20 protein-coding genes are annotated in these 25126 nt (G+C 62.7%); 11 read left to right on the forward strand and 9 right to left on the reverse strand.

The window, feature by feature from the left end:
• Window positions 1-5: 5 nt before the first annotated feature.
• From HTY61_RS18715 to HTY61_RS18745, 7 genes are all read right to left on the reverse strand, one after another.
• Window positions 6-1811, reverse strand: a complete 1806-nt coding sequence (locus tag HTY61_RS18715) for a sensor histidine kinase (RefSeq protein ID WP_175278225.1) — start codon at window positions 1809-1811, stop codon at window positions 6-8.
• 18 nt (window positions 1812-1829) lie between these two features.
• On the reverse strand, window positions 1830-2933 hold the full coding sequence (gene modC, locus HTY61_RS18720) for a molybdenum ABC transporter ATP-binding protein (protein WP_175278226.1): 1104 nt from the start codon (window positions 2931-2933) through the stop codon (window positions 1830-1832).
• Window positions 2926-3621 (reverse strand): molybdate ABC transporter permease subunit, encoded by a 696-nt coding sequence (gene modB / locus HTY61_RS18725; protein WP_175278227.1) that lies wholly within the window; start codon window positions 3619-3621, stop codon window positions 2926-2928. The genes modC and modB overlap by 8 nt, the downstream gene beginning before the upstream one ends.
• 1 nt (window position 3622) lies before the next feature.
• The gene (modA, locus tag HTY61_RS18730) at window positions 3623-4417 is read right to left on the reverse strand and encodes a molybdate ABC transporter substrate-binding protein (protein ID WP_175278228.1); all 795 of its coding nucleotides are present in this window, start codon (window positions 4415-4417) and stop codon (window positions 3623-3625) included.
• Window positions 4418-4502: 85 nt separating this feature from the next.
• Window positions 4503-5210: a tellurite resistance TerB family protein gene (locus tag HTY61_RS18735; RefSeq protein WP_175278229.1), complete on the reverse strand. Its 708-nt coding sequence runs from the start codon at window positions 5208-5210 to the stop codon at window positions 4503-4505.
• Between the two features lie 136 nt (window positions 5211-5346).
• The gene (locus HTY61_RS18740; protein WP_175278230.1) at window positions 5347-7215 is read right to left on the reverse strand and encodes a TRAP transporter large permease; all 1869 of its coding nucleotides are present in this window, start codon (window positions 7213-7215) and stop codon (window positions 5347-5349) included.
• Complete coding sequence (locus HTY61_RS18745; RefSeq protein ID WP_175278231.1) at window positions 7212-7844, reverse strand: TRAP transporter small permease subunit; 633 nt, start codon at window positions 7842-7844, stop codon at window positions 7212-7214. The genes HTY61_RS18740 and HTY61_RS18745 overlap by 4 nt, the downstream gene beginning before the upstream one ends.
• A gap of 249 nt (window positions 7845-8093) precedes the next feature.
• Here HTY61_RS18745 and HTY61_RS18750 point away from each other — a divergent pair, with 249 nt between their 5' ends.
• The 7 genes from HTY61_RS18750 to panC all read left to right on the forward strand — a co-directional run bounded on the left by HTY61_RS18750 (window position 8094) and on the right by panC (window position 18248).
• A complete protein-coding gene (locus tag HTY61_RS18750) occupies window positions 8094-8834 on the forward strand; it encodes an SDR family NAD(P)-dependent oxidoreductase (RefSeq protein ID WP_175278232.1) in 741 nt (246 codons plus the stop codon).
• 166 nt (window positions 8835-9000) lie between these two features.
• Entirely contained in the window at window positions 9001-12459 is a 3459-nt protein-coding gene (locus tag HTY61_RS18755) for an indolepyruvate ferredoxin oxidoreductase family protein (protein WP_175278233.1), read from the forward strand.
• A gap of 388 nt (window positions 12460-12847) precedes the next feature.
• Complete coding sequence (locus tag HTY61_RS18760) at window positions 12848-15160, forward strand: putative bifunctional diguanylate cyclase/phosphodiesterase (RefSeq protein ID WP_175278234.1); 2313 nt, start codon at window positions 12848-12850, stop codon at window positions 15158-15160.
• 280 nt (window positions 15161-15440) lie between these two features.
• Window positions 15441-16112 carry an N-acyl amino acid synthase FeeM domain-containing protein gene (locus HTY61_RS18765; RefSeq protein ID WP_175278235.1) on the forward strand — a complete coding sequence of 224 codons (672 nt, stop codon included), beginning with the start codon at window positions 15441-15443 and terminating at the stop codon, window positions 16110-16112.
• A 90-nt stretch (window positions 16113-16202) separates the two neighbouring features.
• Window positions 16203-16427 carry an aa3-type cytochrome c oxidase subunit IV gene (locus tag HTY61_RS18770; RefSeq protein WP_175278236.1) on the forward strand — a complete coding sequence of 75 codons (225 nt, stop codon included), beginning with the start codon at window positions 16203-16205 and terminating at the stop codon, window positions 16425-16427.
• Between the two features lie 127 nt (window positions 16428-16554).
• A complete protein-coding gene (gene panB, locus HTY61_RS18775; protein WP_175278237.1) occupies window positions 16555-17400 on the forward strand; it encodes a 3-methyl-2-oxobutanoate hydroxymethyltransferase in 846 nt (281 codons plus the stop codon).
• A complete protein-coding gene (gene panC, locus HTY61_RS18780; protein ID WP_175278238.1) occupies window positions 17397-18248 on the forward strand; it encodes a pantoate--beta-alanine ligase in 852 nt (283 codons plus the stop codon). The genes panB and panC overlap by 4 nt, the downstream gene beginning before the upstream one ends.
• A 3-nt stretch (window positions 18249-18251) precedes the next feature.
• Here the strand turns inward: panC and HTY61_RS18785 are convergent, their stop codons facing one another.
• Both HTY61_RS18785 and rpsU read right to left on the reverse strand, forming a co-directional pair.
• Window positions 18252-19136: a tetratricopeptide repeat protein gene (locus tag HTY61_RS18785; protein ID WP_175278239.1), complete on the reverse strand. Its 885-nt coding sequence runs from the start codon at window positions 19134-19136 to the stop codon at window positions 18252-18254.
• Between the two features lie 102 nt (window positions 19137-19238).
• Window positions 19239-19460 (reverse strand): 30S ribosomal protein S21, encoded by a 222-nt coding sequence (rpsU, locus tag HTY61_RS18790; protein ID WP_175278240.1) that lies wholly within the window; start codon window positions 19458-19460, stop codon window positions 19239-19241.
• Between the two features lie 534 nt (window positions 19461-19994).
• Between rpsU and HTY61_RS18795 the strand changes: the two genes are divergently transcribed.
• Genes HTY61_RS18795 through HTY61_RS18810 form a run of 4 tightly spaced genes read left to right on the forward strand, consistent with a single transcriptional unit; the run spans window position 19995 to window position 25125 of the window.
• On the forward strand, window positions 19995-21248 hold the full coding sequence (locus tag HTY61_RS18795) for a sarcosine oxidase subunit beta (RefSeq protein ID WP_175278241.1): 1254 nt from the start codon (window positions 19995-19997) through the stop codon (window positions 21246-21248).
• Window positions 21249-21258: 10 nt separating this feature from the next.
• Complete coding sequence (locus HTY61_RS18800) at window positions 21259-21591, forward strand: sarcosine oxidase subunit delta (protein WP_175278242.1); 333 nt, start codon at window positions 21259-21261, stop codon at window positions 21589-21591.
• Entirely contained in the window at window positions 21588-24590 is a 3003-nt protein-coding gene (locus HTY61_RS18805) for a sarcosine oxidase subunit alpha (RefSeq protein ID WP_175278243.1), read from the forward strand. Before HTY61_RS18800 ends, HTY61_RS18805 begins: the two co-directional genes overlap by 4 nt.
• Window positions 24583-25125, forward strand: coding sequence for a sarcosine oxidase subunit gamma (locus HTY61_RS18810; protein WP_175278244.1), 543 nt, complete (start codon window positions 24583-24585; stop codon window positions 25123-25125). Before HTY61_RS18805 ends, HTY61_RS18810 begins: the two co-directional genes overlap by 8 nt.
• Window position 25126: the final 1 nt, after the last annotated feature.

A 25126-nucleotide genomic window follows, 5' to 3' on the forward strand; every position in this document is an offset into this window, starting at 1 on the left:
TGTCCTCATTCCGCGGCCTCGGCCTCTTCCCGTGTCGCCGGGAGGTCGATCACGAAACAAGCGCCTATTTCGCCGTCGCGATCCTCCAGCCGGACCGATCCCTGCAGATCACGTACGATGGATTCCACGATCGACAGGCCGAGCCCCAGTCCGGCACCTGCCGGCTTGGTGGTGAAGAACGGCTCGAACACATTCTCGCGCAGCGCCGGATCGATGCCCGGCCCATTGTCCGAGACCGCAATGTGCACGCGTCCGCTTGCGTGGTGCGCGGCGATGCACACCCGGCTACCGGCAGGCGCCTCGGGACCGTCACCGCACAAGGCGTCGATGGCATTGCCCACCAGGTTGACGAGAACCTGGGACAGGCGAATGCGCCCACTGTGGACGACGAGGCCGGGCTCGATATCGGTTTCGACGGCCACGCCGGCCTTGCGGGCCTTCTGGCCGACAATAACCAGGGCCTCGCTGACGACGGTCTCGACAGAAACGGGCTCGAGCTCGGTACCGGGCTTCCGCGAAAAGGCGAGGAGCGTTCTCGACAGCGTGCTCATGCGGTCGACCATCCGCCCGATGCGCGCCAGCACCTCGTGGGCGGCTGCCGTCCTGCCGCGTTCGATCATCGTCGCCGCATTGGAGGCATAGGTCTTGATGGCGGCAAGTGGCTGATTGTACTCGTGGCTCAGTGTTGCAGACATCTGCCCGATCACCGCGAGCTTGGCAGCGTGGACAAGTTCGTTCTGGGTGTCGCGCAGCCGCTTCTCCGTCTCGCGGCGCACCTCTATCTCGCCGCGCAGAACCTCGTTGACGTTCGAGAGTTCCGCGGTGCGTTCACGCACCAGCCTTTCGAGCCGCAGGGCCTGGGCCTTTTCGCGGCGTATCCGCGCCTGCGCCATCTCCTGGCGGGCAAGGTAAAGGTTGGCCGTCAACCCTGCCAGCACCACGGCGAGAGCCGCCAGCATGGCGGCATTGCGCCGCGCCCTCGCGAAAGGGGCCGAATCGGCGAGGACATGCATCGTCCAACCGAGGATCGGGATGTCACGGGAGGCGGCGACATACTCCGAGTTGCCGCTTTCCGGGACGCGGAAGAACCGGCCGGAAACGAAGGAAAGGGGCTCGACACCGGGGGCGGCGTCGGACGCTTTCCATGGCTTGCCGACCCATTCGGCCCGGTTCGACAGGAAGACGAATTCGCGGGCGTCGGTAACGAGGATCGGATTGCTGGAGAGGGACCAGTTCGCCTCGATCGCGTCAAATGGGACCAGAACAACGACCATTCCGGCATTTGTGCCCGCTTCCCGGCCGGGCACATGCGCGGCGAAGGCATAGGCGCGCGAACCGTCGGAGAGGCGAAGGGGCGCGCGACCGAGGCGGCGCTGTGCGGTCGCGAGATGCAGGCGGGCAGGCGCGAGCGTCCCGGTCGTGGCGAAGCCGCGGGCCGAAGCCAGCACGGTGCCGTCAATGGCGGCGATGGCAACATCGCGGGCGCCGGATGCCGCCGCGACGCGCATCAGGAGCCGGCGAACGGCCTCACCGTCCTCGACCGCAGGCGTCTCGAAAAGCGCTCGAATATCGGCGCGGCGGCTGAGGAGCGGCGGAATGAGGCGGTATTTTTCCATCACCCCGGCAAGTGCCTCGATCTGCAGGGAAAGGCTTTCCTCCGCCGCTGCACTCAATTCGCGATAGGCGCGGTCTCCGGCCCATTCCCGTGCGAACCAGACCGCGAAGACGAGGCAGAACAAGGTGGCCGCAACCACCGCCCGGGTTGCCAGGCGATAGCGTTTCCTCAACTGCACGCTGCCGATCGTCGTCATGCGATGAATTAGTACCGGTCAGGCGTGTTCCTGTACAAGTCGCCGTTCGAACGAGATCGTCTTGACCAGTGCATGGACGGTCATGCCTTCGTGCAGCGCGAGTTCGTGCACCGTCTGCCGGGTGACGCGGGCACGCAGGAACTGGCCACCGATGCGCCCGCGGATCTCCGCATGGGCGCCGCCCTCCTCGTTGCGGATCGCGTCGATCACCATCGGCAACTGGTTGCGCATGCTGATGCCGGCGAGGGGAGCGAGCGAGATCGCCACGTCGCGGGCATGAACGCGAAGCCTGAGCATCGTGCCCGGCGCAACAGCTTCCTCGCCGGGAGGCGGCGCAAGCAAGTGTAGCTTCCTGCCCTCGACATCGACCTCGACCATGCCCCACCGCTCATCTGTGCCGGTGACGCGGCCCTTCAGAAGGACGCTGGTATCGTTGCCACCCAGGAGCGGGCCGAGATCGAGCCTGGCGAAGAGGTCTGCCGCCGCGCCATGCGCGGCGACGCGCCCGTCGTCGAGGATCACAAGCGTATCCGCCAGTCGGGAGACCTCGCCGAGCTCGTGGCTGACATAGAGGATCGGTATGCTGGTCTCGGCGCGAATGCGTTCCAGATAGGGCATGATCCGGTCGCGGCGGGCGTGATCGAGCGAGGCGAGCGGCTCATCCATCAGCAGGAGTTGCGGCGACGAGAGGAGCGCGCGGGCAATCGCGACCCGCTTGCGTTCACCGCCGGAGAGCGTGCCCGGCATGCGATCGAGTAGCCGGTCGAGACCGAGCAGATCCGTCACCGAGGCGAACGCCGTGGAGGTCTCCCCTTTAGCGCCATAGGTCATGTTGCGGCGCACAGACATATGCGGAAACAGCCGGTCGTCCTGGAACACGAAACCGATGCGCCGCGCGCGCGCCGGAAGGCGTAGTCTTTTGTCGGTATCTTCCAGAAGCCGACCGCCGATGGAAATTCGTGCGCGATCGCAGGCGACCAGCCCGGCGAGCGCGCGCAGCAGGGTCGACTTGCCGGCACCCGAGCGGCCGAAAATGGCGGTGATCCCGGGGCCGGCCTCGAATGCGCATTCCAGCGTGAAATTGCCGGCGCGGGCGCGGATGTCGACGCTGAGTTCAACCATCGCGGCCGTTCCTCGCGCCCGGGAGGCGCGCCGCTACCCATTCCGACAGCACGATGGCGCCGATGGCCAGCACGACCGACACGGCGATCAGCCGCAGCGCCGGGGTATCGCCCGACGGGCTCTGAAGCAGGGAATAGATTGCGAGAGAGAGCGTCTGTGTCTGGCCGGGTATGTTGGAGACGAAGGTGATGGTCGCACCGAACTCTCCCAGCGCCTTGGCGAAGCCGAGAATGCCGCCAGCGAGGATGCCGGGCAGGGCAAGTGGCAGCGTTACCGTGGCAAGGATGCGAAGCCTCCCGGCGCCAAGCGTTTCCGCGGCTTCCTCCAGCCCGGAATCAATGGATTCGAGGGACAGGCGGATCGGCCGGACCAGCAGCGGAAACGCCATCACGGCGGCAGCGAGGGCGGCGCCGGTCCAACGGAAGGCGAGATCGAGGCCGAAGGTTTCTCGAAGGAACGTTCCCGCAGCACCACCTGCGCCGAACCATACCAGCAACGCGTAGCCGGTGACGACGGGCGGCAGGACGAGCGGCAGCGTCACAAGCGCCTGCAGCAGGCCGTGTCCCGGAAACCGCCGGCGGGCGAGCAGCCAGGCGACCGCGAAGGCGAGAGGCAGCGCCACCGCGATCGCCGTAGCGGCAACCTTGAGAGACAGGATGACGATTTGCGCTTCCGTGCCCGTCAGCATTTCATCCGTTGCCCGGTTCGTCGCCCGGCAGAAAGCCGAAGCGTGCGAGGATGGCCTGGCCCTCGGAGCCAGAAAGGAGGTCAAGGAAGGCCTGTCCTGCTGCGCCGCCGTCCGTCAGCAGCACCGCCTCATAGGCGATTTCGGGATGGGATGACGGATTGAAGGCATGGGCTACGGCGAGCGTCGATTCCATCGTCGCGTCGGTGGCGTAGACGATGGCCGCACCGACATCGCCGCGCGCGGCAAGCGCGAGCGCGACGCGCACGTTTTCCGTGAAGACGGCATTACGGGCGATGTCATCCCAGAGGCCAAGAGAGGAAAGTGCTGCCTTGGCATAGATGCCGGCCGGGACATGTCCGGGATCGCCCATGGCAAAGCGTGTCGACAACAATGCCGCGATGCCGGTTTCCGCGGACGTGTCCGGACGGGAGACAATGACAAGGGCGTTGCGGGCAAAGGTTCGCGGACTGCCGGCGAGGCGGGTGGGCGCCTCCTCCCGGAGCCAGGCAACCCAGTCACGGTTCGCCGACAGGAAGATATCGGCAGGTGCGCCGACGGCTATCTGGCGTGCCAGCGTCGAAGTGCCGGCGGTGGAGACAGCGGCGGTGCAGCCGGTCTTGCTCTCATAGGCCGTCGCGATTTCGCCGACCGCGTCGGCCAGCGAAGCCGCAGCGAACACCGTCAGTGGCTCGTCGCCACATACGGTTTCCGCTCCGGCCTGCGGCGCCGCCAGCAGCGCCATCGCGAGGACGAGACTTCGAGCAATGGCGGCCATGTTCAAATCGACTTTCATCATGCAACCGATCGGCATCCCGTACCGATAGCTGGAATCCGGCCAATGGCCAACCATCCGGGCCCGAACGAGACCCGCCCCTGCCGCGTCAGGCAGTCGCGCCCTCGATGGTCGCCTCGACATGGTCGATCAGCGCGTCGGGCAAGCCGAGGCGACCGGCAAGCATGTCGAGATAGCCGCGTTCGGCGCGGCTGTCCGGGCGAATGGTCAGGCGGGAGGCGGTGTAGAGCTCGACCTTCTGCGCATCGGTTTTCGCGGCGGCCACGATGGCGTCGAGATCGAGCGGCGCGGCGAGCTCGCGATCGATGAATTCCGCGGCGTCGTGCTCGAGGCCGGCCATGGCCAGCCTTTCTGCAATTTGTTCGCGCTCTTCGTCATCGATATGCCCGTCGGCACGCGCCCCCGCGATCATGGCACGGACGAGGGCCAGTGCGAATTCGTCCTCACCCTGGGGTGCGGATGCCGTGTCGAAAGCGGTATCAGCAGGGGGCGGCAGGATTTTCTGCTCGCCGGATGCTTCGGTGCGGCTTTGCTCGGGCGACTTGCCGTCCTGGTAATTCTGGAATGCCTTGTAGGCAAGGCCGGCAACGGCGGCGAGACCACCCAGCTTCAGTGCTGACCCGGTGATCGAACGCCCGGTGGATGTGCCGAACAGGATCGCGGCAATGGCACCGGTGGCGATCGGATTGTGCCTTGCAAGCTCTCCGGCCTGCCGAGCCTTGTCGCGAACGGTGCCGTCGGTCCCCGGCATCCGGGAATCGAGCAGGTCGGTCAGAAGCTTCTTGGGATCGAACATCGGGTCCTCCTGTTTGGCGCTGTGGCGGCGCCTTGCCGCCAACAGGTGGTGTGAACGCCAGCCTATTGCAACAGGAGGATAATCGTACCGACACCGGAGGGGCCCGCCCGTAGGGGGCGGGCGATCGATCCACGGATCACTGGATGACCGGCGGCTGGCCGAGGTCCACCGGCTGTTCTGTCGGAGCCTGTTCGACCGCGGGCGGCGCACCGTTCAGGTTGAGGCCACCTGGCAGGCCCGGCAGACCGAGCGAAGGGGCGTCGCCGGAGGATCCGCCGCCCGTCGATGGCGGAGAGCCGTTCAGGTTGAGACCGCCGGGCAGGCCGAGGCCGCCGGGCTGCGCACCGCCACCCTGGCCAGGCAACCCGGAGGGCGCCTGCGGGGCGCCCATTCCGGGCAGCTGGATCTGGAATTCCTCGAGATTTACCGGGGCGACCTCATCCTTGTAGTGGGTGACGAGGCGCGGATAGAAGATGACGATCAGGATCGCGATGAACTGGATCGCGATATAGGGCAGTGCCCCTTTGTAAATCTGCCCCGTCCGGATGCCTTCGATCCGCCGGCCCGTCACTTCGTCATTCCAGGCCGTGGATGGCGCGATGGATCGCAGGTAGAACAACCCGAAGCCAAAGGGCGGCGTCAGGAACGAAGTCTGCAGGTTGATTCCGAGAATGATGCCGAGCCAGATCAGGTCGATGCCCAGCGATTCCGCCGGCCCTACCAACAGCGGCACGACGATGAACGCGATCTCGAAGAAATCGAGGAAGCAGCCGAGAATGAAGACAATTACCGTGACGACAATCAGGAAGCCGTGCTCGGCGCCGGGGAGCGCCAGCAGCAGTTCCTCGATCCAGATATGGCCGTTGATGCCGTAGAAGGTCAGGCCGAATACACGTGCGCCGATCAGGATGAACATCACGAAGGATGTCAGCTTGGTCGTGGAATCGAGGGCTTCCTTCAGCGTTCCGAAGGTCAGCCGCCGCTTGACGAATGCGAGGATCAGCGCGCCGGTCGCGCCCATCGCTCCGCCTTCGGTCGGCGTGGCAATCCCGAGGAAGATGGTGCCGAGTACCAGGAAGATCAGCGCCAGCGGCGGTATCAGCACGATGATAACCTGTTCGGCGAGCCGCGATATGATGCCAAGCTTGAGGTGACGGTTCGCGAGACTGAACGCCAGCGCGGTTGCGGTGGCGATAGTGGCCGACCAGACGAAACGAGTCTCGTAGCGCAAGCCGTCGAACACGAAATAGTAGAGCGCGTAGGCTAGCCCGACCGACAGGATGATCATGGCGAACAGGGATGTGACGCCGCCGCCGAGCGTCCGGAACTCGGCCGGCAGGGCAGGCGCGCTGTTCGGGCGGATCAGCGTCACGAAAAAGATGTAGGCGCAGTACATCGCGATAATCATGAGCGCGGGATACAGGGCGCCAACATACATGTCGCCCACGGAACGGCCGAGCTGGTCGGACATGACGATCAGGACGAGTGACGGCGGAACGATCTGCGCCAGGGTGCCGGAGGCGGCAATCGTGCCGGTGGCCAGCGAGCGATCATAGCCGTAACGCATCATGATGGGCAGCGAGATCAGGCCCATGGCGATCACCGAGGCGGCCACCACGCCAGTCGTAGCGCCAAGCAGCGCGCCCACCACGATCGCCGCATATGCAAGGCCGCCACGAACCGGACCGAACAGCTGTCCGATCGTGTCGAGAAGGTCCTCGGCCATGCGCGATCGTTCGAGTATCAGTCCCATGAAGGTGAAGAACGGAATCGCCAGCAACGTGTCGTTCCGCATCACATCAAAAGTGCGGTTGGCGTTTGCCTGGATAAGATTGGGAAAGAGGCGGATCTGGTCCGGCGCGAAGGCCGACAGCTCGACACCGATGAAGAAGAAGGCGAGACCGCCGGCGGCAAGGGTGAAGGCTACCGGGTAGCCCAGCAGCAGAAGCGCCATAACGGATGTGAACATTACCGGCGCGAGGTTATGGGCGATGATCTCTATCATTTGTTCGTCCTCGCCTCGAGGTCTGCGGCGGTTTCCAGTTCCTCGACCAGGGGGGGCATTTCATGCTTGGCCGTCGGGTCGTCGATCAGGCCCCTGATCACCGCAATGCGCTTGATGATCTCCGAAAAGGCTTGTGCTGTCAGCAACGCGAAGCCGAAAAAGACCATAGACTTGGCGGGCCAAAGCATGAGGCCGCCGGCATTGACGGAGACTTCGGGCGTTCGTGCCTGCTCGAAATACGGCCATGTGTCGCGCAGCTCCAGTCCGGCAGAGTTCAGGACAAGCGCCCAGCCGAGATAGACCATGATCAGGCATAGTGGCAGCAGGAAGAAAACATGGCCCAACAAGTCGATCCAGTCGCGGGCACGCTTGGACAGGCCTGATGTGGCGATATCGATGCGCACATGTTCGTTGCGTTGCAGGGTGTAGGCTGCGGCAAGCATGAAGACGGTGCCGTAAAGATACCACTGCAATTCAAGCCAGGCGTTCGACGAGGTGTCGAATATCTTTCTGATTGTCGCATTGCCGGCACTGACCAGCACGGCAACAAGGATCAGCCAGGACACGGACCGGCCTATGAAGGCGGTCACCGCGTCGATGGCGCGTGACAATTTTAGCAATGAAGCCATCTCACTCCCCAAATGCAGGCCTTTTCGTGTCGGGACCGATCCTTTCCGCACCGCACGCCCGATATTCGCAAACGCACACGAAACTTCCCGTCGGTCAAGCCAGACCGGGGCGTTTGCTAGCATTAGAGAAAGCGATTCACAATCGAGTGGTTAGTTAAACTTACCAATCGAAAAGGTTGATGGACGGTCGTCCGAGTTGACGCCGGGACGGTGCCGGGTTTTGTTCGGCGCCGGATTGCGGAGAGCGGCATGGTGGAAGACATATTTTCGGTAGACGGGCGGGTTTGCCTGGTGACGGGGGCGTCGTCGGGACTTGGAGCGCATTTCGCCGAATTGTTGGCCGGATGTGGCGCACGGGTCGCGGGCGCCAGCCGTACCGCGCCTGCTGATGCCAATGGCTTGGTCCGGCATTTCGTCTGCGACATTCGCGATGTCGATTCGGTGGTGGCATCGGTCGACGCAGTCGAGAGGGAACTGGGACCGGTCGACGTGCTGGTCAATGCGGCGGGCGTGGCCCGGTTCGAGCGTGCAGAGGCCCTCGACGAGGAGGATTTCACCGAACTCTTCAACGTCAATGTAGCAGGAACCGTGCGGGTGACGCGCGAGGTGGTGAAAAGGATGCAGGCGGCGAGACGAGGCGGCTCGATCATTCACGTGACTAGCGTACTGGCAAGCAAGACGATGAGCGGGCTGTCGGCCTATGGGGGAACGAAGGCCGCTCTCGAGCAAATGACCCGTTCGCAGGCGTCGGAATGGGCCCGCCACGGCATCCGGGTGAATGCGCTCGCTCCGGGCTGGTTTCCCACGACCATGACACAGGACTACCTAGACCGGGGAATCGACAGCGTTCTCAGAAGCCGTATCCCGATGCGGCGTCTCGGCAAGCCGGACGATCTCGACGGGGCGCTGCTCCTGTTGGCATCCGATGCGTCGCGCTACATGACGGGGAGCGTTCTGACCGTCGATGGAGGCTTCACAGCCGGCATTTAATTCATTTCTCCAAAGCGGCAAAAACGGACCGATTCTTGCGCTGAAAACCGCTGATTTTGCTCAATATTTCCGTTTCGCGACGCACAACGGAAAAGATTTGACGCAGCCTCGCAGACGCCCAACACTGGCGGCCGTGGCAGGTGAGGATCCCTGCGAGGAGGAGCACATGGATCTCAGACCGGTGAAGCTGGATGACAAGTACGATCTCGGCTGCGAGCGCATATTCGTATCCGGCACCCAGGCGATCGTGCGGATGCTGCTCATGCAGCGCGAGCGCGACCGGCGCGCGGGACTGAAAACGGCCGGTTTCGTTTCAGGCTATCGCGGCTCTCCCATCGGCGGGCTGGACCAGCAATTGTGGGCGGCCGGCAAGGCGCTCGAGGCAGCCAACATCAGGTTCCAGCCCGGCCTCAACGAGGAACTCGCCGCGACGGCGTGCTGGGGCACGCAGCAGGCAGAACTCAACGGCGAGGGTGTCCATGACGGCGTTTTTGCACTGTGGTACGGCAAGGGACCCGGTGTCGATCGCACGGGTGATGTGTTCCGGCATGGGAATCTCGCCGGTTCGTCCAGGCATGGCGGCGTTCTCGCGCTCATGGGCGATGATCACACGGCAGAATCCTCGACAAATGCTCACCAGTCGGAATTCGCCTTCGTCGACACTTTGATCCCGATCTTCAACCCTGCCGGCGTACAGGAGATCATCGACTACGGCCTGCATTCCTATGCGCTAAGCCGCTTCGCGGGCACCTGGGCGGCAATGAAATGCGTCAAGGACAACATCGAGTCGACCGCCTCGGTCTATGCAGGTATCGATCGGGTCAATCCGGTATTGCCGGAATTCGACATGCCGCCCGGCGGGCTGAACATCCGGCGCATGGACATCAACTTCCTCGAGCAGGAAGACAGGCTGCACCGCTTCAAGCGCGAGGCGGCGGTCGCCTACAACCGGGCCAACAAGATTGACCGCGTTGTGTGGAGCGGCGGACGCAACCCGAAGCTGGGGCTGGTCGCCGCCGGCAAGAATTACCTTGATCTGCGCGAGGCCCTTCAGGATCTCGGAATCGACGAGGCCGCGGCGACGAAACTGGGCATCCGGCTCTACAAGGTGGGCATGCCTTGGCCGCTCGACCCGGACGACCTGATCCGCTTCGCCGACGGGTTGCACACCATTTTCGTGGTGGAGGAGAAGCGCGGGCTGATCGAGGTGCAGATCAAGGAGGAGTTGTACGGCTTCACCAACCGGCCGCTTGTCATCGGCAAGCGCGACGAGAAGAACCGGACGCTGTTCCCTATCATGGGCGCTCTCGATCCCAACGACATCGCCATCGCCGTCGGAGAACGGGTGCTTTCCGTGTGTGGCGAAAACGAGGAGGTCGCTGCCAGAATCGCTCATATTCGCAAGGTGCAGAAGGCATTCTCAGGGACGACAGATGTCGCGACCCGCATGCCGACTTTCTGCTCGGGCTGTCCGCACAACACGTCGACGCGGGTTCCCGAGGGTGCGCGCGCATCCGCCGGAATCGGCTGTCATTTCATGGCCATATGGATGGAGCGCGATACGGAAGGTTTCACGCAGATGGGCGGAGAGGGGGCCAACTGGGTCGGCGAGGCGCCGTTCTCCAAACGCGGCCACATCTTCCAGAATCTTGGCGACGGCACCTACAATCACTCGGGCTCCCTCGCGATCCGTTTCGCGCTGTCAGCCGGCGTGAACATCACCTACAAGATCCTCTACAACGACGCGGTGGCCATGACCGGCGGCCAGCATGTCGAGGGCGACCTGACCGTCGACGAGATCGCGCGGCAGGTGCGCGCCGAGGGGGTTGAGCGCATCGCCGTGGTCAGCGACGAGCCGGACAAATATGCCGGGCATGCCAATTTTCCGGGCGGCGTGACCATCCATCACCGCGACGATCTCGATGATGTCCAGCGCGAACTTCAGGCGGTGCCGGGCGTCTCGGTTCTGATCTATGACCAGACATGCGCCGCGGAGAAACGTCGCCGCCGCAAACGCGGCACCTTCCCCGATCCCGACAAGCGGGTGCTCATCAACGAGCTCGTCTGCGAGGGTTGCGGCGATTGCAGCGTGCAGTCGAACTGTGTGGCGGTCCAGCCCCTCGAGACCGAGTTTGGTCGCAAGCGGCGCATCGACCAGTCCGCCTGCAACAAGGACTTCTCCTGCGTGAAAGGTTTCTGCCCCTCCTTCGTCACCGTACACGGGGCGAAACTGAGGAAACCGGAACCGGTTCAGGGGAAATCCGATCCGCTGGAAGGCGTGCCGGAAGCGCCGCGTTTCGCGCTCGACGAAAGCCGCGAGGAATGGGCTGCCGTGATCGACGGTATCGGCGGCACCGGCGTGGTGACCATCGGCGCGGTCCTTGGCATGGCCGCCCACCTGGAAGGCAAGGGGGTCGGGATCATCGACATGGCCGGCCTGGCGCAGAAGGGCGGAGCAGTGTTCACCCACATGCGCATCGGCCGTACGCCCGAGGCCGTATCCTCGATCCGGGTGTCACCGGGCAAGGCAGATCTCGTTCTTGGTGGCGACATCGTCGTGTCGGGCAACCGCAAGGTGCTCGGAACGATCCGCAAGGGGGATACGCTGGTCGTGGTCAACAAGGCCGAGATCATGCCGGGCGATTTCGCACGGCACCCGGACCTCAGGCTGCCGACCGACAAGCTCGTCGGTGCCCTGCGCAAGGCGGCGGGGCCGAAGGGGCTGCACCTCGTGGATGCGACGGCGGCCGCCGAAGCGATTTTCGCCAACTCGATCGCAGGCAACATGTTCATGCTGGGGTTCGCTGCGCAGAAGGGCGGATTGCCGGTCTCGACGGAAGCGATAGAGGAAGCGATACGGCTCAATGGACAGGCCGTCCGGATGAACATCGATGCGTTCCGGTGGGGGCGCCGTGCCGCTCATGACCCTGCTGCAATCGAGAAGCTCCTCGAAACCAAGCGCGGTCCGCGGGACAGGGAGATTTCGCGGACGCTGGACGAGGTCATCGAAAGGCGCGCGGAGTTCCTGGCCGGCTATCACGATGTCACCTACGCGCAGCGTTACCGCGACCGCGTCGCGTCGGTTGCCGCCCGCGAGCGCGAGATTGCGGGCAAACCGGGAGCTCTCACCGAGACGGCGGCACGGCAACTGTTCAAGCTGATGGCTGTCAAGGACGAGTTCGAAGTGGCGCGGCTTTACACGCTTCCGGATTTCCGCCGGCAGTTGGAAAGCGAGTTCTCCGACTGGCGCAAGATCGAGTTTCATCTCGCGCCGCCGGTGCTGGGAAAGACGGACAGCGGCGGGCGGCCGAAGAAGAGCGTCTTCGGGCCCTGGATGATGAAGGCATTCGTCGTTCTCGCAAGTCTCAGGCGCCTGCGGTTCTCGCCGATAAACATTTTCGCGCGGCATCCCGACCGGCGGCTGGAATGGGAGACCTTGGCGCAGTACGAGCGTGACCTCGATCTCATCGCCGAGATGGTACAGGAAGACGACCTGGCGGCGGCGACGGCGTTTGCCGCATGGCCCGAAGCGATCGCAGGTTATGGACATATACGGGTGAAAAGCATCGAGGATGCCATGGCACGCCGTGCAGGGCACAACAGGGCGTTCGCCGCCAAGATCTGACGGGATCAGAAGGCGGAATGGCATGACCTTCGGCGATTGCCGAGCCGCCATCGGGGCGGAACCGGATGGTCATCCGGAGCCGGGAGCAAGCATGGAGATGCGTGCCGAGGACCGAGCGGCGGGCCTCCCTTCCAGTCGCATGCTGCGAGTTTTATCCCGGTCTTTCACGATTTATTGGCATTTTGTCGCCATTTAGCGCGCCGGTTTCGCCGTGCCGAGCGGGACAGCCGGCACGGGGCAGCCCGCGGGAGCCGCAAATGTGTCCCAATATAGTTCGATGCGCGCAATTTCGGGACGGCACGAAACGCTTCATTAAGCGCGAACTGGTAGGTTTCCGTGACGTCGCCGGGTGTCGAGAGGTCCGTTGAAGCAGAACATATCAAAAGCAATGACTGCCGAGGTGTACACGTCATTTGTGGACACCTTCTTCTCGGATTCTCGGTCTCTCGTCGTCGGTGCCGGAATGCAGGCGATTGTCGTCGGCGCGGCCTGGCTCGACACCGATCATCCCATCTATCTGGTCCTGATCGTGGCCATGTTGGTCACGGCTTTTGTCCGGCTGCTGCAGGTGCGCGCCTATCACAAAGACAGGGGCAGTCTTCCGGACCTCGACCACGAGGACAAGGTTCGATGGGCCACGCAATGGGAAAACCGGTATATCTGGCTGGGATGTGCGGCGACATCGCTGATCGGAATTTATGCTTTCGTGGCGATGCATGTCGCTTACAGCGAGTACACGGTGATATCGGCGTTCACCCTTGTCTTTGCCACATTGCCGACCGTTGTCGGCCGTCTCTACGGTTCACCGCGCCTCGTATTCTTCATCATGGTCTCGTTGCTGTTGCCGACTTCGCTCGGCGCGGCACTCTACGGGGACTTTGCGCATGTCCTCGCCGCCTTGATGTGCATTCCTTACCTTATGCTGGTCCAGCGACTGGTCCGCAGCATTCGCTCTTCCGTTCTCGACGCCATCTCTGGCCGCTGGACGAACCAGGAAATCGCTGAGCGCTTCGATATCGCGCTCAACAACATGTCGCACGGACTGATCATGTTCGATGGCGACCTGCGCATACTGGTCGCCAACCGAACAGCAAAAACACTGTTCAACGTGCCTTCGCATATCGACCTAGAAGGCCGTAATTTCGAAGCGATTCTTCGATATGGACGGCAGAGAAAGGCCTTGTCCGCGCGTCAGGTGGATAAGCTGAAGCGACAGCTCGTGCCGATGATCCTGAAGGGCGGAAGCGTCAAGCATTTCGTCCTGAATGATGGACGCCATGTCGAGTTCAAGTCCAACCCGCGGGCCTTTTCGGGCGCTGTCTTGACCTTCGAAGACGTGACCGAACGGATCAATGCCGAAAAGCAGATGATCAACATGGCGCGTTACGACGCTTTGACGGGTTTGCCCAATCGCGGCTACTTCGCCACACTGATTGCCGAGCGCCTGAGGCAGACGACAGGCGATAGCGATTGCGTCCTCATCATGCTCGACATCGACGATTTCAAGCACGTCAACGACACGCTGGGCCATTCGCAAGGCGATGCCCTGTTGTGTGCCGTTGCCAACAGGTTGAAGGATTTCCGCACCGGCGATGTCATGATCTCCCGCCAGGGTGGCGACGAATTCATGATCTTTGTCCCGACGATGGCCGACGGCGAAACGCCCGGCCAGATTGCGGAGAGCCTGCGCGCAATTCTCGCCGGCGTCTATGAACTCGGTGGTGAACAGGTGCATGTCACGGTGTCCATCGGAGCTGCCACGTCCGAACGCAGCAAGTTCGAACTGAACACGATGATGATGCGGTCGGACCTGGCCCTCTATCGCTCGAAGGCGCTTGGCAAGGGCGTCTGGTCGGTCTTCGAGGAATCCATGGACGCCGAGTACAAGCGGCGGCAGCTTGTGAAGAACGAACTGGCCAAGGCGCTCGATCACGACATGCTGACGGTCCGCTACCAGCCCATCGTCGATGCCAAGACCGGACGGATTGTCGCCTGTGAGGCACTGTCGCGCTGGAACCATCCGGAACTCGGCGACATCTCACCGGCAGAGTACATTCCGCTTGCGGAGGAGATGGGCATGATCGGCAAGGTGAGTCGGTCCGTGCTGGCCCGTGCTCTCAGCGATTGCGCCACTTGGCCGGAGAGCGTCAACATTTCCGTGAATCTGTCCGCCATAGATTTTCGCCGTTCGCGTCTGCTCGATGAAATCGACAGTGCCGTCAGCGCTTCGGGCGTTGCGCCGGAACGACTGGAAATCGAAGTGACCGAAACCGCCGTGATCTCCAACGAACAGGAGATGTTCGCGGTTCTGCAGGCGATCCGCGACCGCGGCATCAAGATATCTCTTGACGATTTCGGTACCGGTTACTCGTCGCTCGGCTATCTGCACAAGCTTCCGCTGGACAAGGTCAAGATAGACCGTTCCTTCGTCGAGGGCATAGAGAGCGGTCAGACGCCGATCGCGCTGCTGCGGGGTGTCGCCAACTTGTGCAAGACATTGGGACTGCAGGTGACGATCGAAGGCGTGTCGTCCGACGACCAGCTCAATCTCGTCCTGGCGACCGAGGGCGTGAGCCGTATCCAGGGATTCGTGCTCGGCCCGGCACTGCCCTCGTCCTCGGTTCTGGAACTCGCCCAGCATACGCTCTTGCCGAATTCGCTGAACCGTGAAACCGAGCAACGGGCCGTTCCCGCGATGTGACACATGCTTCGGATCCGCGCTTGCCTTGCGCGGGGAAGCCTCGAACCAAACTTCCCGTATCACCCCTTGCAACAGTCGGCCGGCATGACCGCGCAGGCGAAATTTTGCCATGATTCGAATTTGTTAACCTTAACGAATCGTAAACGGGTTCGATGGTATTTACATATGATTAATGTCGTCTACTGTGCGGCCCAGATGGGGACTTGTATCGAGTATGACGGCCAGAAACGTTGTGAACGCGCAGGCTGGCGCAAGCCTGCAGGAGCGCATCTTCGAGGTGATGGATCGCATCGAATACCGGAGGATCGTCTCTCCGGAAGACTTCGAGGACATCAGTCAGCTGCGAAGCCTGGCGTTCGATGCACATGCCATCTACAGCCGCAAACTCAATGGCAATGCGACCGATGACAGCGACTTCTGGCCGGGCGTGCAGGTCTTCGGCATGTACTACGATCGCGAACTTGTTTCCACGATACGCATCGCCCATGTGACGCCCAAGAACCGGGATTGCCAGGCAGTGCGGCTCTTTCCTGAGGTACTCGATCCGCTTCTTGACCAGGGACAGACCTTCATCGATCCGAGCCGGTTCGCCGTGAATGACGAGATTTCCCGAGATGTCCCGGGGTTGGCGCTCTTGACGCTGAGGCTCGCCTTCATGGCGACGAAGTATTTTGGCGTTGACGCCTGTCTGGGCCTGGTCACCGAGGATCATGTTCCGTTTTATCGCCGGGTGTTTCGGTCCACGGTCATCGCGGGGCCGAAGAAGTGCGAAGGATTCGCGGTGCCACTGGTTCTGTTCGCAAGTCCGTTGCGGGAAGAGGAAATCTGCGCACGGTACCCCTTGTTTCGTTCTACGGCGAAGGAGAGGGAAATGCTTTTCGACACCCCTGCTTCGGGCATGCCTCCGCTTACAATTCTCCCGACCGCGAAATATGTCGCGCATGCGGCCTGACGAAGCATTCGATGTCGGGGGCATTGAAGTCGCGGCCGGATTTCGCTAATCGCAGCTGACTGAATGTTATTGCGCAGCGGAGCAACAGAAATGGCCGAAAACCAACCGACAGGTCCTGCAGAAACCGGAGCAGAGATGGACTACGGCGAGCACGAGCGGACGTTTTCGATGTTTCTGGCCCTGACCAAGTGGCTCGTGATCCTTAGCGTGTCCCTTCTCGTGGCGATGGCGTTCGGCTTTTTCGCCGGCGGCGGCCTTTTCGGCGGCATCGTTCTTTTCATCGTGCTGAACGCACTCGCCTATTTCCTGACCTGACAAGCGGACCGGGTTCACCCGGTTCAACGCCGGCGGTTGATCGCGTCGCCCCCGGGTGGCGCGTCCGCGCGTCTTGGCCAAGACGTGGTCGGTTCCAGCGACAGCTGGCGCAAGGAGAGGTGGCGAAATGAGTGCTACGCGCGTCAGCGCCGCATTGAACGTACCGGCAATCATGGCACGCAAGGGCGGCGATCCGCTTGTGTGCCTGACGGCCTATACCACGCCGATTGCCAGGCTGGCCGATCGTCACTGTGACATCATTCTCGTGGGCGACAGCGTCGGGATGGTGCTGCACGGTCTCGATTCAACGCTTGGTGTCACGCTCGAAATGATGATCCTGCACGGGCAGGCAGTGCGGCGCGGCGTCGACAAGGCGCTCATGGTTGTTGATATGCCGTTTGGCTCCTACGAGGAAAGCCCCGAGCAGGCCTTCCGCAACGCGGCCCGCCTGATGGCAGAGACCGGCTGCGAGGCCGTCAAGCTCGAGGGCGGTGCGTCAATGATCGAAACAATATCCTTCCTGACATCGCGCGGTGTTCCCGTTATGGGGCATATTGGTCTCACGCCGCAGGCGGTTAACATGTTCGGCGGCTACAGGGTGCAGGGACGCGGCACAGCAGGTGAAACAATTCGTCGTGATGCTCAAGCCGTAGCCGATGCCGGGGCATTTTCCGTCGTCATTGAAAAGGTGCCGGAAAGTCTGGCGCGTTCGGTGACGGAAGACGTGGCCGTTCCCACCATTGGAATAGGGGCTTCGCCCGCATGTGACGGCCAGATCCTCGTCGTCGACGACATGCTCGGGATGTTCAGCGACTTTCGGCCGAAATTCGTCAAGCGCTATGGCAATCTTGCGACAGAGGCGGAAGAGGCGATTGCGTCATATGCCAGGGATGTGCGGTCGAGGAGCTTCCCCGATGAGAGTCATGTATTCGGCGACGATGAGCCGCTGGGGGACAGGAAAGCCGGCCGATGAGTATCGCGATCGAACGTACCGTTGCGGGCTTGCGCGGGTATGTTGCGGATTGGCGCAGCAAGGGGCAGCGGATCGGCGTGGTGCCAACGATGGGAGCATTGCACGAGGGGCACCTGAGCCTTGTTCGTGCCGCGCTGGAGCGAATGGATCGCGTGATCGTTACGGTGTTCGTGAACCCGAAGCAGTTCGATAACGCGGACGATCTGGCCACCTATCCACGTACCGAGAGGGAAGACGCTGAAAAGCTGGAAACCGTTGGTGCGCATCTCTTGTATTGTCCGGATGCTGGCGAAATGTATCCGGCCGGTTTCTCGACCACTGTTTCGGTTTCCGGCATCTCGGAGGGGTTGTGCGGGGCCCACCGGCCCGGCCATTTCGATGGTGTGGCCACCGTGGTGGCGAAGCTGCTCCTGCAGACCGGAGCCGATGCCGCCTTCTTCGGCGAGAAGGACTTTCAGCAGTTGCAGGTGGTCCGCCGCATGGTTGCCGACATGGACATACCGGTCAAGATTGTCGGTTGTCCGACGGTGCGGGAAGCGGACGGGCTGGCGCTGTCTTCCAGAAATGTCCGGCTGAGCGCGGAAGATCGTGCTATCGCACCGGCGCTGGCAAGGGGCCTGGTCGAAGCCGCGAAAAGGATCGAGATGGGCGACGATGTTGCGGATTCGCTCGCATGGGCGCGTCGCGCGATCGAGGCAGCCGGCTTTCGCGAAGTGGAGTATCTGGAACTGCGCGGCGAAGACGATCTGGCGCCGATGACCTCGCTCAACCGTCCTGCCCGCTTGCTGGCAGCCGCCTGGCTTGGCAATACACGGCTTATCGACAACGTGCCGATCGGCGGTCGCTGAAGGTCAGACCTTGCCTCCGACGCGGGCCAGCCCGCTGCGCGCGGGCTCATATGCCGGGTCGAGCTGCAATGCACGCTGATAGGACTTCCTTGCTTTCGCGACATCGCCCTTCTTTTCGTAGACCAGCGCCTGGTTCGCCCAGCTTTCGGCGACACGGTCGTTCAATTGAAGTGCGTAGTTGAAATCGTCAAATGCATTGTCCAACTGACCAAGCGCGACATATGAAAGACCGCGGCCGTTGTAGGGCTCGGGCGCATTTGGCTGAAGCGAAATGGCGGTAGAGAAGTCGTCTATCGCAAAGTCGTGCTGTCCCCGGCTCTGGTAAACGAGACCTCGGCGGTGATAGGCGCGCGGATCGGTCGTATCGAGCTGGATCGCCTTCTGGAAATCGTTGAACGCTTCCGTGACGCGACCGGAACGGCGATAGAGTTCGCCGCGGCCGATATAGGCGGTGTCGTAGCGCGGATTGATCCGCAGCGCGGCGTTGTAGTCTTCCGCAGCGCGGCCGAGATCGCCCAGTGCCCGCCAGATAAGCGCACGATTTGCATAAGCCTCGAAGAAGCGCGGATTTAGCGCGATCGCCTGGTCGAAGTCTCGCAGGGCTTCCTGGTATCGACCGGCCCGTCCGAAGGCGGAACCGCGCACATTGTATGCGCTCGGATCATTTGGATTGGCGCGAATCACCTCGGTCAGGGAGGCGATGTTCTCCTCGCTGCCCTGCTCGGCTTCGATCGTGGTGGCGAGGCTATTGTTTATGGTGCTGGACTGACAGCCCGCAAGGGCTGCTGCAACTAGGACAAGGCCGGCAAGAGATCCGCGCAGTTTCACGGAATGGCGTGTCGCGTCCGAGACCCAACTGCCCCGCTTCTTGCCGTCAATGATGTCCATAAAGTTCGTTTCCCCTCGCCGGCACTGTCACGAACAAAAAAGCGGCGCGCTTTTCTGAAAAGCAACGCCACTTATCAATTCAAAAGTAGACGAAATCGCGGCTTAACGACCGCGGCCTCCGAGAAGGCCCTCGCGCTGGGCACGTTTCCGGGCCAACTTGCGTGTGCGGCGAACCGCTTCAGCCTTTTCGCGGGCGCGCTTCTCCGACGGCTTTTCATAGTGTCCGCGCATCTTCATTTCGCGGAAAATGCCTTCGCGCTGCATCTTTTTCTTCAAAGCGCGAAGCGCCTGGTCAACATTGTTGTCGCGTACGAGAACCTGCACGTGTATCCCAACTTTCCAATTGTGTTGATCGATCGCCGGAACACGAAAATCCGGCCCCGCGACGAGTTCGCCGCAGAATTCGGGCTGCGCATACCAGAAAAGGTCGACTTTGTCCACTATCCGGGTTGCCGGATTCCGTCAATTCGGGGTGCAAGATGTATTCTCACGTATTTGTGAAAACAAGACGCCAAAATTCCTCGCGCAAGGCAGTAAATGCGATATATTACGTAACGTAACCCGTCTCCGGAGGACCGAGCCGTTTGCCCGGGGAGGCGCGTCGCTTTCACTGATCTCCGAGTCAAGGATTTCGGTGGCCTAATTCCTCCGGATCAGGCTACCGAGAAGGCACGGGATTCGCCCCATCCCCGTGCCTTCTTTTTGTTCCGCGCTGACAGCCGGATCCCTTGCCGTGCGCGCCATGTGGCGTCGCAAAAAGGGCAGGGTGTCGTATTCGCAGCAGTTAATGCTACCTTCAGACAGCGTGCAGGGGGTGCCTGCATGGCCGAATCACGACGACCTAACGGGGTTACCTCGATGCGGAAGTATTCCGGGTTCGCAGTGCTGCGCGAAGCGATGCGCGGCCACAAGGGGTGGGACAAGCAGTGGGGATCGCCGGAACCGCGCAAGGAATACGATGTCATCATAATCGGTGCGGGCGGGCATGGCCTGGCGACGGCATACTATCTCGCCAAGGAACACGGGATCACCAATGTCGCAGTGCTGGAGAAGGGATGGCTCGGCGGCGGCAATACCGGTCGAAACACGACGATCATCCGCTCCAACTACCTGTATGACGAGTCCGCTGCGCTCTACGACCACGCCGTGAAGCTGTGGGAGAACCTTTCCCAGGACCTCAACTACAATGTCATGTATTCGCCCCGTGGCGTCATGATGCTGGCGCACAATGTGCACGACGTGCAGGTGTTCAAGCGGCACATTCACGCCAACCGTCTGAACGGCGTGGACAATGAGTGGCTGACGCCGGAAGAGGCGAAGGAATACTGCCCGCCTCTCAATATCTCGAAGACCGCGCGCTATCCCGTCATGGGCGCGGCGCTGCAGAGGCGCGGCGGCACGGCGCGGCATGACGCGGTCGCCTGGGGCTATGCACGCGCGGCGTCCGATCGCGGGGTCCACATCATCCAGAACTGCGAGGTGACCGGAATCCGGCGCAGCGCGAAGGGCGAGGTTGCCGGCGTCGAGACTTCGCGCGGGTTCATCGGCGCAAAGAAAATCGGCGTCGTCGCTGCCGGCAATACCTCGGTGATCATGCAGATGGCCGGCGTACGCATGCCGCTGGAAAGCTTCCCGCTGCAGGCGCTGGTGTCGGAGCCGGTGAAGCCCTGCTTTCCCTGCGTGGTGATGTCAAACACGGTGCATGCCTACATCTCCCAGTCGGACAAGGGAGAACTGGTCATCGGTGCCGGCACCGACCAGTATACCTCCTATTCGCAGACCGGCGGGCTGCACATAATCAATCACACGCTCGACGCGATCTGCGAGATGTTCCCGATGTTCACGCGCATGCGCATGCTGCGTTCCTGGGGCGGGATCGTCGACGTGACGCCGGACCGATCGCCCATAATCGCGAAGGCGCCCGTGCCTGGACTCTTCGTAAATTGCGGCTGGGGTACCGGTGGCTTCAAGGCGACGCCGGGTTCGGGACACGTCTTTGCCCATACGATTGCGCGGGACGAACCGCATCCGATCAATGCGGGCTACACGATCGAACGCTTCACCACCGGTCGGTTGATCGACGAGGCGGCAGCCGCCGCCGTTGCGCACTGAGGTTTTCGACATGCTTCTCGTTCATTGTCCCTATTGTGACGAAGATCGGCCCGAAATCGAGTTTCGTCACGCTGGCGAGGCACATATCGAGCGCCCGAGGAACATAGCGGAGATATCCGATGAGGAATTCGCGCAGTATTTCTTCTACCGCGACAACCCCAAGGGCATCACATTCGAGCGCTGGCGGCATGCTCATGGTTGCGCACGCTTCTTCAACGCGGTGCGCGACACGGTCTCCGACAAGTTCCTCATGACCTACAAGGCCGGAGAACCAAAGCCTGATATCGCGGCATTGATCGGCGACAGCGCTGCAGCGGAAAAGACGGGACGGGGAACGAAATGACGACCGCCGGAGTAAATCGCATTACCGGCAAGGGCCGGCTGACGCCCGCGAACAAAGTGCGCTTCATCTTTGACGGCAAGAGCTATTCGGGCCTTGAGGGCGACACGCTCGCCGCGGCACTTATCGCCAACGACGTGCACCTGGTGGGACGTTCCTTCAAGTATCACCGGCCGCGCGGCATCCTTTCGGCCGGACCCGAGGAGCCGTCGGCACTCGTTGGAGTGCGCCGGGATGCGGCCCGGCACACCCCCAATGTGCGGGCGACTGTGCAGGAAATTCATGACGGGCTTGAAGCGGTCAGCCAGAACCGGTGGCCGTCCCTGACCGTCGATATCGGGGCGGTCAACGATATCGCGTCGCCGCTTTTCTCGGCTGGCTTCTACTACAAGACCTTCATGTGGCCGAAAGCTGCGTGGAAACATATCTACGAGCCTTTCATCCGCCAGGCGGCGGGTCTCGGAAAGGCGCCGGCGGAGGCCGATCCCGATCACTATGCATCGCGCTTCGCACATTGCGACGTGCTGGTGATCGGCGGTGGCGCGGCCGGACTGTCGGCGGCGCTGGCCGCAGCGGAGTCGGGCGCCCGCGTCATCGTCTGCGATGAGCGGGCGGCGTTCGGAGGCGCGTTGCATTTCGAGGAGGAGTCCCGAATCGACGGCATGCCAGGCTATGAGTGGGCGCAGCAGACAGCGGCGCGGCTTTCGGCCATGGACAATGTGCGCGTGCTGCCGCGCACGACGGCGTTCGGCTACTATGCGCAGAATTTCGTCGGGCTGGTAGAGCGGGTCACGGACCATCTCGCCGCGCCCAATCCGGACCTGCCGCGCGAGCGGCTCTGGCAGGTGCGCGCGAAACGGGTGATCATCGCCGCCGGCGCCATCGAGCGGCACATGCTCTTTCCGAACAACGACCGGCCGGGCATCATGCTGGCCTCGGCCGCGCGCACCTATCTCAATCATCATGGCGTCGCCATCGGTCGCAAGGTCGGTGTCTACACGGCGAATGACAGCGCCTATGCGGCCGCAATCGACCTGCGCAAGGCGGGCGTCGAGATTCCGGCGATCGTCGACATGCGCGACGATCCCGACAGCGGCCTGCTGGAAGAGGCCAAGGCGCTCGGCATCCGCGTCCTGACCGGCCATGCGGTCACCGGCGCGGGCGGCAAGCTTCGTGTGGCCTCGATGTCGGTGCAGCGCAAGGACGGAGGACCGGCGGAGGTAATCCCGGTCGACGCGCTGATCATGAGCGCCGGCTGGACGCCATCGGTCCACATGTATTCGCAATCGCGCGGCAAGGTGGTGTGGGACGAGGAAAGCGGCCGCTTCCTGCCAGGCGAATATCCGCAGGATGCAGTTTCGGTCGGTGCTTGCAACGGCACCGACGATCTCCCGGAAGCGGTAGCCGAGGCCATTGCGGCCGGCGAGAAGGCGGCAAAGGCCGTGCGCCCCAGGGCGAAAAATGCAAACCTCAAGGTCAAGGTTTCCGGCGCCGGGCAATGGTCGGGCAGCGCTCTCGGCGCTGGTCCAGGCGCGGAGCAAGGCAAGATGGTAAAGGCCTTCGTCGACTATCAGAACGACGTGACGGCGAAGGACATCCGGCTTGCCGTGCAGGAGGGCATGCATTCCATCGAGCACGTGAAGCGCTTCACCACCAACGGCATGGCCACCGATCAGGGAAAGCTTTCCAACCTGCACGGCCTGGCGATTGCCGCCGAGACGCTCGGCAAGCCGATTCCGCAGGTGGGGCTGACGACCTTCCGCCCGCCTTACACGCCGACGACCTTCGGTGCGATCGTCAACCATGCGCGCGGCAAACTGTTCGACCCGGTGCGCAAGACGCCGATGCACGAGGCCGAGGAAGCGGCTGGCGCGGTGTTCGAGGATGTCGGCCAGTGGAAGCGAGCCTGGTACTACCCGCGCTCCGGCGAGGACATGCATGCCGCCGTCAATCGCGAGTGCCGCACGGTGCGCGAGGTTGCCGGCATGTTCGATGCCTCGACGCTGGGCAAGATCGAGGTGGTCGGGCCCGACGCGGCGAAATTCCTCGACCTGATGTACACCAACCCCTTCATGAAGCTCGGCGTGGGCAGGCTGCGTTACGGCATCATGTGCCGCGAGGACGGTTTCATCTACGATGACGGCGTGGTGGCGCGCATCGCCGAAGATCGCTTCCACGTGACGACGACGACCGGCGGCGCACCGCGCGTGCTTCATCACATGGAGGACTATCTCCAGACCGAGTTTCCCGATCTCAAGGTGTGGCTGACCTCGATCACGGAACAATGGGCGGTGATCGCCGTACAGGGGCCGAAAGCCCGCGAGATCGTGGAGCCCTTCGTCGAGGGCGTCGACCTCTCAAACGAGGCCTTCCCGCACATGAGCTTCGCCGAGGCGAGGGTCTGCGGCATACCGGCCCGGCTGTTCCGCATGTCCTTCACCGGAGAGGCCGGTTACGAGATCAACGTGCCGGCGGATTACGGCCCCGTGGTGTGGAACGCGATTCACGAACGCGGCACGCCCATGGGAATGTGTCTCTACGGCACCGAGACCATGCACGTCCTGCGCGCGGAGAAGGGCTACATCATCGTCGGGCAGGACACCGACGGAACGGTCACGCCGCACGATGCGGGACTTTCCTGGGCGGTCGGCAAGAAGAAGGCCGACTTTGTCGGCATACGCGGACTGAAGCGTCCCGACCTCGTCGCGGAGGGCCGGCGCCAGCTCGTCGGCCTGACCGTGAAGGACGGGAAAACCGTGCTGGAGGAGGGGGCGCAGATCGTCGCCGACCCGAACCAGCCCGTGCCGATGAAGATCATCGGATGGGTGTCGTCATCCTACTGGTCGGAAAATTGCGGACAGCCGATCGCCCTGGCGCTGGTCGAGAACGGTTTCAGGCGCATGGGCGAGACGCTCTACGTACCGATGCCTGACAGGGTGATCGAGGTGGAAGTGCGCGATACGGTGTTCTTCGACAAGGAAGGAGGCAGACTCAATGGCTGACAATGCTGTTTTCCGCACGCTTCCGCTTGCCGGCCAGACGCTTGGCGGGTCCGGAGTCTCGATCGCAGCCGCGCCGGAGGCATGGCGCGTCAGCCTGCGCGCTGGCGGAACGTCGGTTGCCGCGCTGTCTAAGGCCCTGGGCGTGACGCTGCCGAAAAAGCCGAAGACTTCGTCGTCGAACGGCAGCCGGCACGCGCTGTGGCTCGGCCCGGACGAGTGGCTGGTGATAGACGAATCTGCGGATCCGTCGACCGATTGCGCCTCGGTAAAAGCGGTGCACAGCGCCGTCGATATCTCGCACCGGAACACGGCAATCCTCGTATCCGGCCCCGCGGCAGCCGATGTCATCAACGCCGGATGTCCGCAGGACCTGTCCATCGAGGCTTTCCCGGCGGGCGCGTGCTCGCGCACGGTGCTCGGCAAGATCGAGGTGGTGCTTTACCGCGTTGACGAGGAAAGCTTCCGCGTGGAGTGCTGGCGGTCGTTCTCCGAATATGCTTTCGACTTCCTGACCGACGCGGCACGCGCGGCCTAGC

Source organism: Oricola thermophila (assembly GCF_013358405.1).
GTDB lineage: Bacteria > Pseudomonadota > Alphaproteobacteria > Rhizobiales > Rhizobiaceae > Oricola > Oricola thermophila.